This is a genomic window from Enorma burkinafasonensis (assembly GCF_902150035.1).
Taxonomy (GTDB): Bacteria; Actinomycetota; Coriobacteriia; order Coriobacteriales; family Coriobacteriaceae; genus Enorma; species Enorma burkinafasonensis.
This window is the reverse complement of record NZ_LR597506.1, coordinates 70,791-88,732: the sequence shown is the minus strand read 5'-3', so window position 1 is coordinate 88,732 and position 17,942 is coordinate 70,791. Positions and strand designations below refer to the sequence as shown.

The 17,942-nt window shown below is 66.3% G+C and carries 11 protein-coding genes; 10 read left to right on the top strand and 1 reads right to left on the bottom strand.

What is annotated here, in order from left to right; genetic code table 11:
- Nucleotides 1-491 precede the first annotated feature (491 nt).
- The 9 genes from FS885_RS05085 (at nucleotide 492) to rpsJ (ending at nucleotide 15,543) form a co-directional block, all read left to right on the top strand.
- Nucleotides 492-1,397 carry a UTP--glucose-1-phosphate uridylyltransferase gene (locus FS885_RS05085; protein ID WP_144743962.1) on the top strand — a complete coding sequence of 302 codons (906 nt, stop codon included), beginning with the start codon at nucleotides 492-494 and terminating at the stop codon, nucleotides 1,395-1,397.
- An 11-nt stretch (nucleotides 1,398-1,408) separates the two neighbouring features.
- Entirely contained in the window at nucleotides 1,409-2,218 is an 810-nt protein-coding gene (locus tag FS885_RS05080; protein WP_144743960.1) for a glycosyltransferase family 2 protein, read from the top strand.
- 275 nt (nucleotides 2,219-2,493) lie between these two features.
- Entirely contained in the window at nucleotides 2,494-6,003 is a 3,510-nt protein-coding gene (rpoB, locus tag FS885_RS05075) for a DNA-directed RNA polymerase subunit beta (protein ID WP_186365790.1), read from the top strand.
- A gap of 6 nt (nucleotides 6,004-6,009) precedes the next feature.
- Complete coding sequence (locus FS885_RS05070; RefSeq protein ID WP_186365785.1) at nucleotides 6,010-10,506, top strand: DNA-directed RNA polymerase subunit beta'; 4,497 nt, start codon at nucleotides 6,010-6,012, stop codon at nucleotides 10,504-10,506.
- Between the two features lie 213 nt (nucleotides 10,507-10,719).
- Entirely contained in the window at nucleotides 10,720-11,865 is a 1,146-nt protein-coding gene (locus FS885_RS05065; RefSeq protein WP_186365784.1) for a CPBP family intramembrane glutamic endopeptidase, read from the top strand.
- A 246-nt stretch (nucleotides 11,866-12,111) separates the two neighbouring features.
- Nucleotides 12,112-12,486 carry a 30S ribosomal protein S12 gene (gene rpsL / locus FS885_RS05060; RefSeq protein ID WP_102372583.1) on the top strand — a complete coding sequence of 125 codons (375 nt, stop codon included), beginning with the start codon at nucleotides 12,112-12,114 and terminating at the stop codon, nucleotides 12,484-12,486.
- Nucleotides 12,487-12,553: 67 nt separating this feature from the next.
- The gene (gene rpsG / locus FS885_RS05055; RefSeq protein WP_144743952.1) at nucleotides 12,554-13,027 is read left to right on the top strand and encodes a 30S ribosomal protein S7; all 474 of its coding nucleotides are present in this window, start codon (nucleotides 12,554-12,556) and stop codon (nucleotides 13,025-13,027) included.
- An 18-nt stretch (nucleotides 13,028-13,045) separates the two neighbouring features.
- Nucleotides 13,046-15,169 (top strand): elongation factor G, encoded by a 2,124-nt coding sequence (fusA, locus tag FS885_RS05050; protein ID WP_144743950.1) that lies wholly within the window; start codon nucleotides 13,046-13,048, stop codon nucleotides 15,167-15,169.
- Nucleotides 15,170-15,234: 65 nt separating this feature from the next.
- Complete coding sequence (gene rpsJ / locus FS885_RS05045; RefSeq protein WP_144743948.1) at nucleotides 15,235-15,543, top strand: 30S ribosomal protein S10; 309 nt, start codon at nucleotides 15,235-15,237, stop codon at nucleotides 15,541-15,543.
- Between the two features lie 283 nt (nucleotides 15,544-15,826).
- Here the strand turns inward: rpsJ and FS885_RS10080 are convergent, their stop codons facing one another.
- A complete protein-coding gene (locus FS885_RS10080; RefSeq protein ID WP_246060796.1) occupies nucleotides 15,827-16,348 on the bottom strand; it encodes a GNAT family N-acetyltransferase in 522 nt (173 codons plus the stop codon).
- Between the two features lie 613 nt (nucleotides 16,349-16,961).
- Here FS885_RS10080 and FS885_RS05030 point away from each other — a divergent pair.
- Nucleotides 16,962-17,927 carry a Gfo/Idh/MocA family protein gene (locus FS885_RS05030; RefSeq protein ID WP_186365783.1) on the top strand — a complete coding sequence of 322 codons (966 nt, stop codon included), beginning with the start codon at nucleotides 16,962-16,964 and terminating at the stop codon, nucleotides 17,925-17,927.
- Nucleotides 17,928-17,942 lie beyond the last annotated feature (15 nt).

The following is a 17,942-nucleotide window of genomic DNA, read 5'->3' as shown; positions in this document are numbered from 1 at the left end:
CTCGACGGCCGCTGCCGCCCTTACGGTCGCCCAGATGGGGTATCCCGCCCGCTTCGTTAGACATATTTTTCGATTTTGCACGATTGGGTGCTTTTGGGCATCATGTTGGGCTCACGCCAACTGGCATTTTGATGGCCGGTATCCACCGGGTGGAGAAACCGCACCGGTAAATCCCGAGGTACGGTCGCGCAAAATCGAAAAAAGTGTCTAGGCAGCCGAGTTCACGCCGTGGAAACGGGGGTCGCAGGGCGGCAGGCATGCGTCGATCAATGCGCGGCGAGGAGGGCGGGCGTCGTTTTCGCTCCGCATCTTAAGCAGTCGCGATGCGATCTCAGGTGTGATATGGATCGCGCGAGCGCGCCAAGCGCGTTCGTGCGGAAAACCTGGAAAAGGAGACCGGGGGGAGACGGATGGGCGCTGCGGCGCTAAGATGCTGCCAGCAAGGCAACGCCGGGCCGGGCCGCCCGGCGCGTCGAAAGGAACACCCGCCCATGAAGGCCATCATCCCCGCAGCGGGCCTCGGCACCCGCTTCCTGCCGTCCACGAAGTGCACCCCCAAGGAGATGCTCCCGGTGCTCGACAAGCCGGTCATCCAGTACGTGGTGGAGGAGGCGCTCGAGCCCGAGGGCGTCGACGACGTGATCATCGTCACGTCGCCGGGCAAGCCGGAGCTCCTGAGCTACTTCCAGCCCGACCGGTCGCTCGAGACCCTCCTGCGCGAGCGCGGCAAGGCGGCCTACGCCGACGCCGTCGCCGCGGCGGGCTCCATGCCCGTCGACTTCCGCTACCAGTACGAGCCGCGCGGCCTCGGCCACGCGATCCGCTCGGCCGCCGACGCCGTCGCCGGCGAGAGCTTCCTGGTGCTGCTCGGCGACTACGTGGTCCCCGGGCGCGACATCTGCACGCGCATGCTCGAGGTCTCGCGCGCCCACGGCGGCGCGAGCGTGATCGCGGTGGCGCCCTGCGCGCCCGACGAGGTCTCGCGCTACGGCGTCATCGCCGGCGAGCGCGCCGGCTCGCTCGAGGGCGCCGAGGGCGCCAGCGACGGGGAGCCGGGCGCGGTGTGGCGCGTCTCGGGCCTGGTGGAGAAGCCCGCCCCCGAGGAGGCGCCCTCCAACCTCTACATCGTCGGCCGCTACCTGCTGAGCCCGCTCGTGATGGACCTGCTCGCCGACCAGGAGCCCGGCGCCGGCGGCGAGGTGCAGCTCACCGACGCGATGGCCCGCTCGCTCGACCGCGAGAACATGTACGCCGTCGTCATCGACCCGCTGTCGGGCTACGACACGGGCACGCCCTCCGGCTGGATGGCCACCAACGCCCTCATGGCCGCGGAGGACCCGCGCTTCCGCGACGCCTTCTGGGACGCCATCGAGGAGCGCGGCGGACTCAAGCGGTAGGCCGCCTGCCCATGACGGAACGGGACACGCCGCGAAGCGCCTTCTCGCGGCGCGCATCTACAACCGATACTCCCGAGGGGCGGGAGCGCGGAGCGCACGTCGCTTCGCGCCCCGCCCCTCTTCTGGCGCTCGTCGCCCCCTGCTATGACGAGGCGGAGGTGCTCCTGCTCACGGTGCCGCGCTTCGTCGCGGAGCTCGAGCGCCTGGTCGCGGCTGGTTCCATCCATCCGGCGAGCTTCCTTCTGCTCGTGGACGACGGTTCGACGGACGGCACCGCGGCGTGCATCGATGCGGCGGCCGCGGCGCATCCCGGGCGGGTGCGGGGCGTCCGGCTCGATGCCAACCGGGGGCAGCAGCGCGCGCTCGCCGCGGGGCTCGCCCGGGTGCGCGGCGAGGTCGATGCGGCGGTCACGCTCGATTGCGACGGGCAGGACGACCCGGCGGCGATCGGCGAGATGGTGGCGCGCTACCGCGAGGGCTTCGACGTCGTGTGCGGGGTGCGCCGCGCGCGGCCGGTGGACTCCTTGGCGAAGCGCGCGACGGCCCACGGGTTCTACCGGCTGCTCTCCCTGCTGGGCGGTCAGGTGGTCTTTGACCACGCCGACTTCAGGCTCATGGCCGCATGCGTGCTGGACCGCCTGGCCGAGCTGGACGACGCGCACCTCTACCTGCGCGGGCTCGTGCCCCGGCTGGGCTTCAGCCTGTGCACGGTCGCCTACGAGCGCGGCGAGCGCGCCGCCGGCAGCACCCGCTACTCGGCGCGCAAGATGCTGCGGCTCGCGCTCGACGGTCTCAGGTGCGCGCGGCACGGTGAGCGGTAGGTGCCCGCCCACACAAAACACATGAACATACGTTCGTTTTAAAGCCGATACCAGCAGTTTAGGCACAAAAGAATTCCGCTACTTCAGATGCGTACGCAAGTCAAGGCTTTTCTTGCTAAACGGTAGTCGATTGATAAACTAATAGGTTGCGATACATGGCCCTCGGCGTCGCTTCGCTGAAAGAAGCCGAGGGTCTGAAAGCCGCCTTTCCAAGAAGGAGGAAACTGCTGGTGCCAAACGCAACCCCCACCCCGCACATCACGGCGACCGAGCGCATGCGCCTGAACTTCGGGAAGATCCCGCAGGCGATGGAGCTGCCCAACCTCATCTCCGTCCAGAAGCAGTCCTTCGACCGCTTCATGAACGAGGGCCTTCGCGAGGCCTTCAAGGAGTCAAGCCCCATCCAGAGCCAGAACCATGTCCTCGAGGTCACTTTCGGCGAGCATCAGTTCGGCGATCCCGCGCACAGCGTCGACGAGTGCCGCGAGAAGGACATGACCTACCAGGCGCCGCTGCTCACCGACGTCCGTCTCACCAACAAGGAGACCGGTGAGATCAAGGAGCAGCTCGTCTTCATGGGCGACTTCCCCATGATGACCGAGCAGGGCACCTTCATCATCAACGGCACCGAGCGCATCGTCGTCTCGCAGCTCGTCCGCAGCCCGGGCGTGTACTACAGCTCCGAGGTCGAGAAGGACGCCGCCACCGACGAGGACGGCAACAAGACCGACAAGATGGTCTACAAGGCCCAGGTCATCCCCGCGCGCGGCGCGTGGCTCGAGTTCGAGGTCGACAAGCGCGACCAGCTCGTGGTCTCCATCGACCGTAAGCGCAAGCAGAGCGCGACCATGCTCCTGCGCGCGCTCGGCATCGCCGTCACCAACGACGAGATCATCGAGCTCCTCGGCGACTCCGACGTGGTGCGCCGCTCCATCGAGCGCGACGCCGCCCTCACCCGCGAGGACGCCCTCATCGAGATCTACCGCCGTCTGCGCCCGGGCGAGCCGCCCACCGTCGACGCCTCGCGCAGCCTCCTCGAGGGCCTGCTCTTCAACCCGCAGCGCTACGATCTGGCGCGCGTGGGCCGCTACAAGGTGAACAAGAAGCTCGGCCTCACCACCGACGAGGAGGTGCAGATCCTGACCGACGAGGACATCGTCGCCACCCTGCGCTACCTCCTCGCCCTCGCCGCCGGCGAGCCCGGGTTCAAGACCGACGACATCGACCACTTCGGCAACCGCCGCGTGCGCACCGTGGGCGAGCTCGTCCAGAACCAGTTCCGCATCGGCATGAGCCGCATGGAGCGCGTGGTCCGCGAGCGCATGAGCTCCCAGGACATCGATGAGATCACGCCGCAGTCGCTCATCAACATCCGCCCGATCACGGCCGCGATCAAGGAGTTCTTCGGCTCCAGCCAGCTGTCGCAGTTCATGGACCAGGCCAACCCGCTCACCGGCCTCACCCACAAGCGCCGCCTCTCGGCGCTCGGCCCCGGCGGTCTGGCCGGTCACAAGTCGGGCTCCAGCCGCCGCACCAACGTGCCCACGGCCGTCCGCGACGTCCACAACTCGCACTACGCCCGCATGTGCCCGATCGAGACGCCCGAAGGCCCCAACATCGGCCTCATCGGCTCGCTCGCCCTCTACGCGCGCGTGAACGAGTACGGCTTCATCGAGGCCCCGTACCGCCGCATCGTCGACGGACGCGTGACCGACATCATCGACTGGATGACGGCCGACGAGGAAGAGGACCACATCATCGCGCCGGCGAACACGCCGATCGACCCCAAGACCGGTGAGTTCGTGACCACCGACGCCGAGGGCAACCTCGTGCGCCCGCACACCGTGGTCGCCCGTACCCGCGACTTCGACGGCTCCTTCGGCGCGCCCGCCGACGTGCCCGTCGACGACGTCGACTACATGGACGTGAGCCCGCGCCAGATGATCTCGGTCGCGGCCACGCTCATCCCGTTCCTCGAGCACGACGACGCCAAGCGTACCCTCATGGGCGCCAACATGCAGCGTCAGGCCGTGCCGCTGGTGCATCCCGCCGCGCCCTACGTGGGCACCGGCATGGAGCGCCGCGCCGCCATCGACTCCGGTGAGGTCACGCTCGCCAAGCACGCCGGCGAGGTCATCTTCGCCGACGCCTCCAAGATCACGGTGAAGACCGCCGACGGCATGGACGAGTACAAGCTGCCCAAGTACCAGCGTTCCAACCAGTCGACCTGCATCAACCACCGCCCGCTCGTGCGCGTGGGCGACGAGGTGGAGGAGGGCCAGCCGCTCGCGGACGGCCCCAGCACCGACCACGGCGAGCTCGCGCTCGGCCAGAACCTGACCGTCGCGTACATGAGCTGGGAGGGCTACAACTACGAGGACGCCATCGTCGTGTCCGAGCGCGTGGTGGCCGAGGACCTGCTCACGACCATCAACATCTCGCGCCACGAGATCGACGCCCGCGACACCAAGCTCGGCCCCGAGGAGATCACCCGCGAGGTCCCGAACCTCTCGGAGGACATGCTCGCCAACCTCGACGAGGACGGCATCATCCGCATCGGCGCCGAGGTGGGCCCCGGCGACATCCTGGTGGGCAAGGTCACGCCCAAGGGCGAGAGCACCCAGACGGCCGAGGAGCGCCTGCTCAAGGCCATCTTCGGCGCTAAGGCCCACGACGTGCGCGACACCTCGCTCAAGATGCCGCACGGCGCCTACGGCCGCGTCATCGACGTGGTGCGCTTCAGCCGCGAGAACGGCGACGACCTCGCGCCCGGCGTGAACGAGCAGGTGCGCGTCTACGTGGCGCAGCGCCGCAAGATCCAGCAGGGCGACAAGATCGCCGGCCGCCACGGCAACAAGGGCGTCATCTCCGAGATCCTGCCCGTCGAGGACATGCCCTACATGGCCGACGGCACGCCTGTCGACGTCATCCTGAACCCGCTCGGCGTGCCCTCGCGTATGAACGTGGGCCAGCTGCTCGAGTGCCACCTCGGCTGGGCCGCCGCCTCCGGCTGGGACGTGGACGACGCCGACTCCAAGAAGTACGTGCCCGGCCCGTTCTTCGTCTCCACGCCCGTCTTCGACGGCGCGAGCGAGGACGAGATCGCCGAGGTCATCCGCCGTGCCAACAAGAACCTCCTCAATCTCGCGAGCGAGCGCTACGGCGAGCACATGCGCCCCGAGTTCGTGACGCAGCTCGACGAGCGCGGCAAGACCACGCTCTTCGACGGCCGCTCCGGCGAGGAGTTCCGCGAGCCCATCACCGTGGGCACGAGCTACATCCTGAAGCTCGGCCACATGGTCGACGACAAGATCCACGCGCGCTCGACGGGCCCCTACAGCCTCGTGACCCAGCAGCCGCTGGGCGGCAAGGCGCAGTTCGGCGGCCAGCGCTTCGGCGAGATGGAGGTCTGGGCGCTCTACGCGTACGGCGCCGCCAACGTCCTCCAGGAGATCCTGACCGTCAAGTCCGACGACACGATCGGCCGCGTCAAGGCCTACGAGTCCATCGTCAAGGGCGAGAACATCCCGACGGCCGGCCTGCCCGAGTCCTTCAAGGTCCTCGTCAAGGAGATCCGCTCGCTCGCGCTCGACATCGAGCCGCTGCACGACGCCGAGCCCGCGCCCGCGCCGGCGGAGGCCGTCTCCGAGGGCGACGAGGTCGAGGTCGACCCGTTCGCCGACTACGCCGTGCTCGACGAGGACGCCGCCGACGCCGAGGCCACGGCCGAGGCCGCCGAGGCCATCCTCGGTGATGAGTTCGCCACCACCACTGATAAGGAGTAGTTGACCGTGGCAGATTTCGAAGCTACCGATTTTGATGCGGTGAAGATCTCCCTTGCCAGCGCCGACCAGATCCGCTCCTGGTCCAAGGGTGAGGTCAAGAAGCCGGAGACCATCAACTACCGTACCCTCAAGCCCGAGAAGGACGGCCTGTTCTGCGAGAAGATCTTCGGTCCCGCGAAGGACTGGGAGTGCTCCTGCGGCAAGTACAAGGGCATCCGCTTCAAGGGCATCGTCTGCGAGCGCTGCGGCGTCGAGGTGACCACCTCGAAGGTCCGCCGCGAGCGCATGGGCCACATCGAGCTCGCCGCGCCGGTGAGCCACATCTGGTTCTTCAAGAGCCCCACGAGCTTCCCGATGAGCCGCCTGCTCGACATCAAGAGCAAGGACCTCGAGAAGGTGCTCTACTTCGCGAGCTACATCGTGACCCACGTCGACTACGAGGCCCGCGAGGCCGACGCCGACGACCTGCGCGAGGAGCTCGCCGCCGACCTCGAGGAGCTGGACGCCGAGTGCGCCCGCCAGATCGAGGCCCTGAAGGAGCAGGGCGACCCCGCGAACTTCGACGAGTTCAGCGACGAGGAGCCGCTGACTCCCGAGGAGATCGCCGCCGGCATCATCGACATCGAGGAGGAGACGAAGGACGAGAAGCAGCTGCGCTCCGACGCCTTCGACGCCTTCATGAAGCTCCAGGAGCGCGACCTCATCTCCGATGAGCCGCTGTTCCGCGAGATGAAGCGCTACTACTCCATGTACTTCCAGGGCGACATGGGCGCCGAGGCCATCCGCGACCTGCTCTCCGCCATCGACCTCAAGCAGGAGGCCGAGACCTTGAAGGCGATCATCGCCGACGAGGAGGGCCAGAAGCAGAAGAAGGAGAAGGCCGTCAAGCGCCTCGAGGTGGTCGACGCCTTCCTCAAGGGCGGCAATGACCCCGCGAACATGATCCTGGACGTCATCCCCGTGATCCCGCCCGACCTGCGCCCCATGGTGCAGCTCGACGGTGGCCGCTTCGCCGCGTCCGACCTGAACGACCTGTACCGTCGCGTGATTAACCGCAACAACCGCCTGAAGCGCCTGCTCGACCTCGACGCGCCCGCGATCATCGTGAACAACGAGAAGCGCATGCTGCAGGAGGCCGTGGACGCCCTGTTCGACAACGGTCGCCGTGGCCGCCCGGTCTCTGGCCGCGGTGGTCGCCCGCTCAAGTCGCTCGCCGAGGCCCTCAAGGGCAAGCAGGGCCGCTTCCGTCAGAACCTGCTCGGTAAGCGCGTCGACTACTCCGGCCGTTCGGTCATCGTCACCGACCCCAAGCTCAAGCTGCATCAGTGCGGCCTGCCCAAGACCATGGCGCTCGAGCTCTTCAAGCCGTTCGTCATGAAGCGCCTGGTGGAGCTTGGCAAGGTCGAGAACATCAAGGGCGCCAAGCGCGCCATCGACCGCAACGCCAGCTTCGTCTGGGACATCCTCGAAGAGGTCATCGACGGCCGTCTGGTGCTGCTCAACCGCGCACCGACCCTGCACCGCCTCTCGATCCAGGCCTTCGAGCCCGTGCTCGTGGAGGGCAAGGCCATCCACCTGCACCCGCTCGTCTGCGAGCCCTTCAACGCGGACTTCGACGGCGACCAGATGTCGGTCCACGTGCCGCTCTCGCAGCAGGCTCAGGCCGAAGCGCGCGTGCTCATGCTCTCGAGCAACAACCTGCGCTCGCCGGCGTCCGGCAAGCCCGTCAACACCCCGCGCCAGGACATGATCATCGGCGTGTACTACCTCACCCAGGAGCGCTCCGGCCTCACGGGCGAGGGCCACGTGTTCGCGAGCTTCGATGACGCGCTCAACGCCTACGACGCCCGCGCCGAGATCGACCTCCAGGCCAAGATCCAGGTGCGCGTCTCCGCCGCCGACGCCAACGTCGTCGAGGAGGACGGCACGGCGAAGTTCGTGGTGAACAACGGCGGCGGCGACTACCTCACGCTCGACGTCACCGGCAACAGGACCGCGCGCTTCGAGACCACCATCGGCCGCATCATCTTCAACCAGCAGTGCCTGCCCGCCGACTACGAGTTCATCAACTACAAGATGGGCTCCGGCGACGTGAAGCGCCTCGTGGCCGAGTGCTGCGACCGCTACCCGCAGGCCGAGGTCGCGCCGATCCTCGACAACATCAAGTACACCGGCTTCCACTACGCCACCCGCGCCGGCCTCACGATCTCGCTATGGGACGCCCTCATCCCCGATGAGAAGCCCGAGATCCTGGCCAAGACGCAGGCCGACGTCGACCAGATCAACGAGTACTTCGAGGACGGCTTCATCAACGAGGCGGAGCGCCACAACGAGGTCGTCAAGGCGTGGAACCAGGCGACCGACAAGGTGGCCGCCCTCATGCTCGACATGTTCGACGAGGAGAACCCGCTCTACATGATGGCCGACTCCGGCGCCCGTGGTTCCAAGACGCAGCTGCGCCAGCTCGGCGGCATGCGCGGCCTCATGGCCGACATGTCCGGCGACACCATCGACCTGCCGATCAAGGCCAACTTCCGCGAGGGCCTGCTGCCGCTCGAGTACTTCATCTCGACCTACGGCGCGCGCAAGGGCCTCGTCGACACCGCGTCGCACACCTCCGACTCCGGTTACCTCACCCGCCGTCTCGTCGACGTGGCGCAGGACGTCATCGTCCGCGAGGAGGACTGCGGCACGACCGAGGGCGTGACCTACCAGCTCACGCTCCCCGAGAGCGGCGAGATCAACGCCGACCTGGTGGGCCGCTGCTTCATCGAGGACGTCGTGGCGCCCGACGGCACCGTGCTCTTCGAGCGCGACGGCTACATCGAGAGCACCGACGACATCAAGCGCATGCTCGACGCCGGCCTGACCGAGGTCACGCTCCGCGCGCTGCTCACCTGCCGCTCCAAGTACGGCGTGTGCCAGAAGTGCTACGGCTGGGACCTCTCCACCCGTCGCCCGGTCGCCATCGGCACCGCGGTGGGCATCATCGCCGCGCAGTCCATCGGCGAGCCCGGTACGCAGCTGACGATGCGTACCATCCACTCCGGTGGCGTCGCGGGCGTCGAGGACATCACCCAGGGCCTGCCCACGGTCGGCCGCATGTTCGACGTCGTCGGCAACGTGAACGAGAAGATCCTCGGTCGCGAGGCCGACCTGGCGCCGCACTCCGGCGTGCTGTCCGTCAAGCCCGAGAAGTCCGAGTTCGTGCTCACCATCACCGACGCCGACGACCCGAGCCGCGTCATCGACGAGATGCGCGTCCCCGGTTCCGTGCGCTTCATGCCCGGCATCAAGGACGGCTGCACCGTGCGCGCCGGCGACCAGATCACCAAGGGCTTCGTGAACTTCCGCAACCTCCGCAAGCTCACGGACATCGAGAGCACCATGCACACCTTCGTGCAGAGCGTGAAGGAGGTCTACACCTCGCAGGGCGTCGACCTGAACGACAAGCACATCGAGGTCATCGCGCGCCAGATGCTGCGCCGCGTCCAGATCACCAACCCCGGTGACTCCAAGTACCTCCTCGGCCAGTACGTCGACCGCTACGAGTTCGCCGACGAGGTGGAGCGCGTCGCCCGCCTGGGCGGTGCCGCGCCCGCGGCCGAGCCCGCGATCCTGGGTACGCTCAAGGTCGCCTCGAGCATCGACTCCTGGCTCAGCTCCGCGTCGTTCATCCGCACCGCGGGCGTCCTCACCGAGGCCGCCATCGAGGGCAAGGTCGACCACCTGCTCGACCTCAAGTCCAACGTCATCGTGGGCAAGAAGATCCCCGCGGGCACCGGTCTCAAGCCGTACGCCAACGCGACGCTGACCTACCGCACGCCCGAGGGCTACGTGGCCATCGACGGCCCGAAGGGCCCCGCCGCGAACGCGTTGCCCGACTGGGCCCCGGCCGAGCTCAAGGAGCTCGAGGCCGAGGTGCCGGCTCAGCTCGAGTGGGCGAGCTACGACGAGTTCGGCGGTGCCGACGGCTCGTTCACCCGCAACGGCCGCACCATCTCCGCCGAGGACGCGCGCCTGTACCTCTTCGACGACCTGGGCGTGTCGCAGCGCTGGACCAACAAGTTCAGCGAGGTGGGCATCGAGACCGTGGGCGACCTCGTGGGCAAGAGCGAGGAGGACCTGCTGCGCATCGACGGCATCGGCGCCAAGGCGATCGAGGAGCTGCGCGACGGCCTCGAGGAGCACAACCTGCTCTACATCCTCGACAACAACGACGACGTCGCCGACGAGGAGGACCTCTCGCAGCTGCTCCAGATGGTGTTCAGCCCGGACGGCCCGGACGACATCCTGCTGGGCACGAGCGCGCCGCGCCACCACTTCGACTCCGACGAGGAGATGATCGGCGGCCCCGTCGAGGGCACCGCGAAGGACGGCGCCTCCTCCGGCATCATCAACGAGGACATGGCCTCGCTCGACGAGCTGCTGAACCAGCTCGTGGATTCGGACGACGGCGACAACCCCGACGACCCGAACGGCCACAACTCGATCGACGAGTAGCGCTCGCCGGCATAGCTGCCAGGCTCACGGGCCCGCTTCCGAGAGGAGGCGGGCCCGTTTTCGCGTCTTGGCGCCCGGCCGCCACCCTTGAGGCCGGCTCCCCTGCGTGTAAGAAATAAGCCTCCCATGGGAAGAAACGTCATATGGCGTACCCCGCGTCCGTGCGGGCGATTGCTACACTGGTGTGAGGCCTGCCGGGAAGAGAGGGGCACCATGACGATGGATCCGGTCTTGAAATCGCGTGTGCGCAACGTCGTGCTCGCCCTGCTGGCGCTCGGCCTCATGTGCGCTTTGCCCACGGCGATGAGCTTCGTGCTCGCGTTCGGCTTCGTCCTGCTCCCGTCGATATTCGGCGGCAGCATGGCCGGCAACGCCGCCGCGGATTTCCTGATGGCGAACTCGAACCTGTTCACGGCGCTCGTGTACGTGGCCTTCGGCGCGCCGATGCTCGCGTGGCTCTACGTGATGAGGGACAACGCGCGCCGCACGCACGCGCTCGCCCCCGAGTTCCGCTGGCGCGAGCTCGGCTGGATGCCGATGCTCAAATCCGCTTTCCTGGCCTTCGCCATGACGCATTTCACGACGATCGTCATGATCGTGATCGCCATCGCGCTGCCGCATATCATGGACCAGTACACCGACCTCGTCGAATCGTCGGGGATGAGCGATTACGGCATCATGTGGGTCTTCTCGACGGTCATCCTGCCGCCGCTCGTCGAGGAGACGGGCTTCCGGGGCTTAGGGCTCACCTACCTCAGGCGGGCCGGAATCCCCTTCTGGGCGGCGAACCTCATCCAGGCCGTGCTCTTCGGTGTCTTCCACCTGAACATCGTGCAGGGCATCTACGCCGGCATCCTGGGGCTCGTCCTGGGCTACCTCGCGCACCACTACCGCTCGCTCGCGCCCGCCATGGTCATGCACGGCGTCTACAACATCTGGGGCACGCTCGGCACCGACATCGAGAACATGCTGATCGGCGGCGCCCCCGACATCGTGTTCATCGTGCTCGGCATCGCGTTGCCGGTGCTCGCGTTCCGCCTCATCATGGGGGAGGGGAGCCGGCCGCAGCCGTATGCGGTGCCGCAGCAGCCCGTCTACGGTGCCATGCCGCAGCAGCCGGCGACCTATGGGGCGCCCTGGCAGCCCCCGTATCCCACGGCGCCGCAGCAGCAGGCACCCTACGGTGCCCCGCAACCCTCGGCCTGGCAGCAGGCCCAAGCGGCGCCTCAGCCGCAGCCTATGAGCTGGCAGCAGCCGCAGCCCGCGCCGTCACCGCAAGCGCAGCCCACAACTCAGCAGCAAGCCCCTTCCGCCCCGCAGCAGCCGCTTCCGCCTTCCGATCCCACGCGGATGCCGTAGGCGCCCGCAACGTCCCGCAGCGCCTCGCCTCGCGTCATCCCGGCATCTCGAGTGCAGTCGCTCTCGGGACTGTGGAGATTTTGGGAGAATCGACCAAAATGAGGAAACGCCCGGGCGCGTGGTCTGTTGACAAGAGGTCCCGGCACAGCTAATGTAGCGAGTCGCGTGTTTCGAAGGTGGATGCTGACGCCTCGATTCAAGCCGTTGCACCAAGTGAAGCTGGAATCATCGAAGAAGGAGTACGCTTTGCCTACAATCAACCAGCTGGTCCTTCAGGGCCGTAAGTCCAAGCCCGCGAAGTCCAAGAACGCGGCGCTGCAGCACAACCCGCAGAAGCGCGGCGTGTGCACCCGCGTGTTCACCACGTCCCCCAAGAAGCCGAACTCGGCTCTTCGTAAGGTCGCCCGTGTGCGCCTGGTCAACGGTATCGAGGTCACGGCCTACATCCCCGGCGAGGGCCACAACCTGCAGGAGCACTCCATCGTGCTCGTGCGCGGCGGCCGTGTGCGCGACCTCCCTGGTGTGCGTTACAAGATCATCCGCGGTGCCTACGACTGCGCTGCCGTCAACAACCGCAAGCAGTCCCGCTCCCGCTACGGCGCCAAGCGCCCCAAGAACTAACGCAATCGTCACGCTTCGCCGCGTGCTGAGAGTGCGTTAGGCGAACAGATCCAAGAGGAGATACACCATGCCGCGTCGTGCGTCTAAGAATCATCGTCGCGAGGTCATGCCGGACGCTGTGTACAACAACCGTCTCGTGACCCAGCTCATCAACAAGGTCCTGCTCGATGGTAAGAAGGCTACCGCCGAGCGTATCGTCTACGGTGCCTTCGATATCGTCGCCAAGAAGTCCGAGCAGGACGCTCTCGCCGTCTTCAAGAAGGCCATGGAGAACGTCAAGCCCACGCTCGAGTGCAAGCCCAAGCGCGTCGGCGGCGCCACCTACCAGGTGCCCATGGAGGTCAACTCCCGCCGCTCCACGCAGCTCGCCATCCGCTGGATCGTGAACTTCTCGCGTGCCCGCAAGGAGAAGACCATGGCCGAGCGCCTGGCCAACGAGATCCTCGACGCCTCCAACGGCGTCGGCGCTTCCGTGAAGCGTCGCGAGGACGTCTTCAAGATGGCCGAGGCCAACCGTGCCTTCTCGCACTACCGCTGGTAATTCTGGGAGGAATTGAAAGTGGCTAAGAAGAAGTACAACCTTGCCGATACCCGCAACATCGGCATTATGGCGCACATCGATGCTGGCAAGACCACCACGACCGAGCGCATCCTGTACTACACGGGCAAGACCCACAAGATCGGCGAGGTCCACGAGGGCGCTGCCACCATGGACTGGATGATTCAGGAGCAGGAGCGCGGCGTTACCATCACCTCCGCCGCCACCACGTGCTTCTGGCACAAGGGCGGTAAGGCCGGCGAGGGCCCCGCGTACCGCATCCAGATCATCGACACCCCGGGCCACGTGGACTTCACGGCCGAGGTCGAGCGCTCGCTGCGCGTCCTCGACGGCGCCGTGGCCGTCTTCGACGCCGTCGCCGGCGTCCAGCCGCAGTCCGAGACCGTGTGGCGCCAGGCCCGCAACTTCAACGTTCCGCGCATCGCCTTCATCAACAAGTACGACCGCGTCGGCGCCGACTTCTGGCACGCGATCGACACCATGAAGGAGCGCCTGAACGCCAACGCCGTCGCCATCCAGGTGCCCATGGGCGCCGAGGACCAGTTCTGGGGCGTCATCGACCTCGTCACCATGACCGCGTGGGACTTCAAGGCCGACGACAAGGGCATGACCTACCCCGAGCCGATGGACGCGATCCCGGCCGAGTTCGAGGACATCGCCGCCGAGAAGCGCGAGGAGCTCCTCGACGCCGCCGCCAACTACGATGACGAGCTGATGGAGCTCATCCTCGAGGAGCAGGAGATCCCCGTGGAGAAGCTCAAGGCCGCCATCCGCACCGGCGTGCTCGCCAACGAGCTCAACCCCGTCCTCGTGGGTTCCGCCTACAAGAACAAGGGCGTGCAGGAGCTGCTCGACGCCGTCGTCGACTACCTCCCCAGCCCGCTCGACGTTCCCCCGGTGGAGGGCACCAACCCCAAGACCGGCGAGGTCGACTCCCGCAAGGCCGACGACGCCGAGCCGTTCTCCGCGCTCGCCTTCAAGATCGCGACCGACCCCTACGTCGGTAAGCTCACCTTCTTCCGCGTGTACTCCGGTCACGTGGACGCCGGCTCCTACGTGGTGAACGCCACCAACGGCCAGCGCGAGCGCTTCGGCCGCATCCTCGAGATGAACGCCAATGACCGCGTGGACGTCGACGGCGCCTCCACGGGCGACATCCTCGCCGCGGTGGGCCTCAAGAACACCACCACCGGCGACACCCTCTGCGAGGAGGGCAAGGAGATCATCCTCGAGTCCATGGAGTTCCCCGACCCCGTCATCGACGTCGCCGTGGAGCCCAAGACCAAGGCCGAGCAGGACAAGATGTCGATCGCGCTCACCAAGCTCGCCGAGGAGGACCCGACCTTCCAGGTGCGCACCAACCACGAGACCGGCCAGACCATCATCGCCGGCATGGGCGAGCTGCACCTCGAGATCATCGTCGACCGTCTGCTCCGCGAGTTCAAGGTCGAGGCCAACGTCGGTAAGCCGCAGGTCGCCTACCGTGAGGCCCCGGGCCACGATGTCGATCGCGCCGAGGGTAAGTTCGTCCGCCAGTCCGGCGGCCGCGGCCAGTACGGCCATTCCGTCATCAAGCTCGAGAAGATGGAAGAGGGCTTCGGCTACGAGTTCGTCAACGGCATCGTGGGCGGCGTCGTGCCGAAGGAGTACATCCCCTCCATCGACAAGGGCATCCAGGAGGCCCTCGAGACCGGCGTCATCGCCGGCTACCCGGTGGTCGACGTCAAGGTGACGCTCTTCGACGGCTCCTACCACGAGGTCGACTCCTCCGAGGCCGCCTTCAAGATCGCCGGCTCCATGGCGATCAAGGACGCCCTCAAGAAGTCCGACCCGATCCTCCTCGAGCCCATGATGGCCGTCGAGGTCGAGACCCCCGAGCAGTACATGGGCGACGTCATGGGCAACCTGTCCGGCCGTCGCGGCAAGATCGAGGGCATGGACGACCGCTCCGGCAACAAGGTCATCCGCGCCAAGGTGCCGCTGGGCGAGATGTTCGGTTACGCCACCGACCTGCGCTCGCAGACCCAGGGTCGCGCGTCCTACACGATGCAGTTCGATTCCTACGAGCCGGCGCCCAAGTCCGTGGCAGAGGAGGTCGTCAGCAAGGCTGGCGGCAACGCGTAAGTTCTCGCGATCGCTCGCTTTCAGGTTCTATCGCGAGGATGCCCTCGCATATCAAGGAGGTAACGTTGTCTAGCCAGAAGATCAGGATCCGCCTCAAGGGCTATGATCACGAGGTCGTGGACCAGTCCGCCAAGCTCATCGTCGAGACGGCGCAGAAGACCGGCGCTCGCGTGTCCGGCCCCATCCCGCTGCCCACCGAGCGCAACCTCTACACGGTCATCCGCTCGCCGCACGTGGACAAGGACAGCCGTGAGCAGTTCGAGATGCGCACCCACAAGCGCCTCATCGACATCCTCGACACCACGGCCGGCACTGTCGACTCGCTCATGCGCCTCGACCTGCCCGCCGGTGTGGACATCGAGATCAAGCTCTAAGCTTTCGGTTCCTGCATAACGCTCGAACGTGAAGAGGGCTCCTTCGGGAGCCCTCTTTCGTTTGTCCTTACGGTAGTAGTTTTTAGCAGAACGCTCATGATGCCCGTCCCCTCGCTGAAGCGCGGGAGGACAGGCATCATATGTGGCTCGGGCTGCCATCTGGGGTGGCGAGCGTCTCGACTGCGTGCAAGTCGAAAGCGCCTTAGCGGTCAGATTTGCAGTCGCTTTGGGTACCGCCTCCTCAAGGTGAGACCTCCCAGGATGATTACCGTGTCGAAGCTCCTTATGCCAGCAGCTGCTGCCACTCGGGATGTTTCTCGAACCAGCTCACGGCGTAGCTGCAGGTGGGGTGCGCCTTGAGACCGGCGCGCTCAAGTTCCTGCACGCACGCGTCCATGAGCTTGCCCGCCATGCCCTGGCCGCGCAGCGCCTCGTCGACGAAGGTGTGGTCGATGTTGACGGTGCCCTCGCCATCAGCGGGAAACGTGACCTCGGCGAGGACCGCGCCGTTCTCCGAGCGGTACCTGATCGCGTGGTCCTCGACCACGAGCTCGCGGGGAGCGTCGACGACGAAGGCCTTCTCGAGGTAGGCGATGATGTCATCGGATTCGTACAGCGGTTTCCCGTCGATGAAGAGGCAGGGCACCTGCACCTTGCCGCCGACGCGCTCGAGCGTGGCACGAGCTTCGGGATCCTCGTTGATGTCGCGTAGCGGCAGGTCGATGTTGTGCTGGTACATGAAACGAATGACCTTACGGCAGAACGGGCAGGTCTTCATGATGTAGAGCTCATAGGCGGTTGCCATTTGATCCTCCGATCTTTAGGTGTCTCCTACCATGTCTTGACGTGCTTATACCCAATGTTATGGACGCGGTAGCAATTATGGCGCTCACATTGTTCTAGCGAGTTGCGGGATTTTGTGGACGAATCCGGGGGCGCCCCTTGCGTTTCTCTAGCCCGAACAAGTAAGTAGGAAGCGGATCGCGAAGCTTTTTCAAGAAGTTGGTACCTTTATCGAAAACCTCTGGGTAGAGGAATAGAACAAATAAAGAATATGCAGGTAAAACGAATGCGATAAACCTTCCGAGGACCGGATAGTCCATGGTTGGCGTAAAAGGTACCGACTAGTTGAATTTTGTTCCGGAGAGTTCAGACCGTTGTTTCCAAAAGCGGGCGCCAATGTGGAGCAGCCATAAGTATCATGCAGTCGAGAATAATAAAACGGCCGGTAGAGAGTATAGGCTTTACTGAGCGAATCTTTTCACGCGCACGGCGCAATGAATGGGGCCGGCAACTGGAAAAGCCCAAAGCCGGATGCTCGTGGGGCCTAGAGCATACGAAAACGTAGCCATGGCATGGTTTGCTGGGATTATCGCTTGCTATACTGGGGCGCAGCGGAGCCAACGCAAGGAGGGCACATGATTCGCTGGGGTATCTTGGGTGCGGGAAACATCGCGCATCGGTTCGCGGCGAGCCTGGCGCACGTCGAGGGCGCGGAGCTCGTGGCGGCAAGCTGCCGGAGCGAGGGGAAGGCGCACGCGTTCCTCGACGCCGTCCCCTGCGCCGAGGGCGCCAACGCGTACGGTGACCATGCCGCCCTTCTCGCCGATCCGGACGTCGATGCGGTGTACCTCGCGACCCCGCACGCGTTCCACCGCGCGTGGGCGCTGGCCACGATCGAGGCGGGCAAGGCAGTGCTCTGCGAGAAGCCCGCCATGCTCACGGCGGAGGAGGCCCGCGAGGTCACGGCTGCCGCGCATGATGCGGGAGTCCTCTTCATGGAGGCCATGAAGACGCGCTTCGTGCCCCTGCATGATACCGTCGTGCGCCATGTGGGCGAGCTGGGGCGCATCGAGCGCGTCGAGGCGTCGCTCTGCAACGATTCGCTCGGGCACTACATCGGGACCGATGTCTACGTGCTCGGCGGGGGAGCGGGCTCGGGCGTGCTGCTCGACTGCGGCATCTACTGCGCGAGCTGGCTCGAGGAGCTGCTGCCCGGGTCCATAGGCGTGACCGGCGCCGCGTGCACCCGCTACGAGGACGGCTCGGACGTCTACTGCGACGGCGAGCTTACGATCGGCGGCGTTTCGGCCGAGCTCGAGTGCGCCTGCGACCGGGCCAAGCCCCGCGAGCTGCGCGTCACGGGAACCAACGGGACCCTGGTGGTCGAGGACCTGCACCGTCCGCAGCGGGCGCGCCTCGTCGCAGCGGATGGCTCGGAGCACGCGATCGAGATGCCCTACGAGGTCGACGACTTCTACGGCCAGATCGCCCATTTCTGCGGTCTCATGCGTGCGGGGGCGACCGAGAGCCCGGTGATGCCGCATGCGGCGACCGTGCGGTGCGCCCAGATCCTCGACGCGGTTTCGGGTGCGATGGACTGATCTGGCGCCACGGCG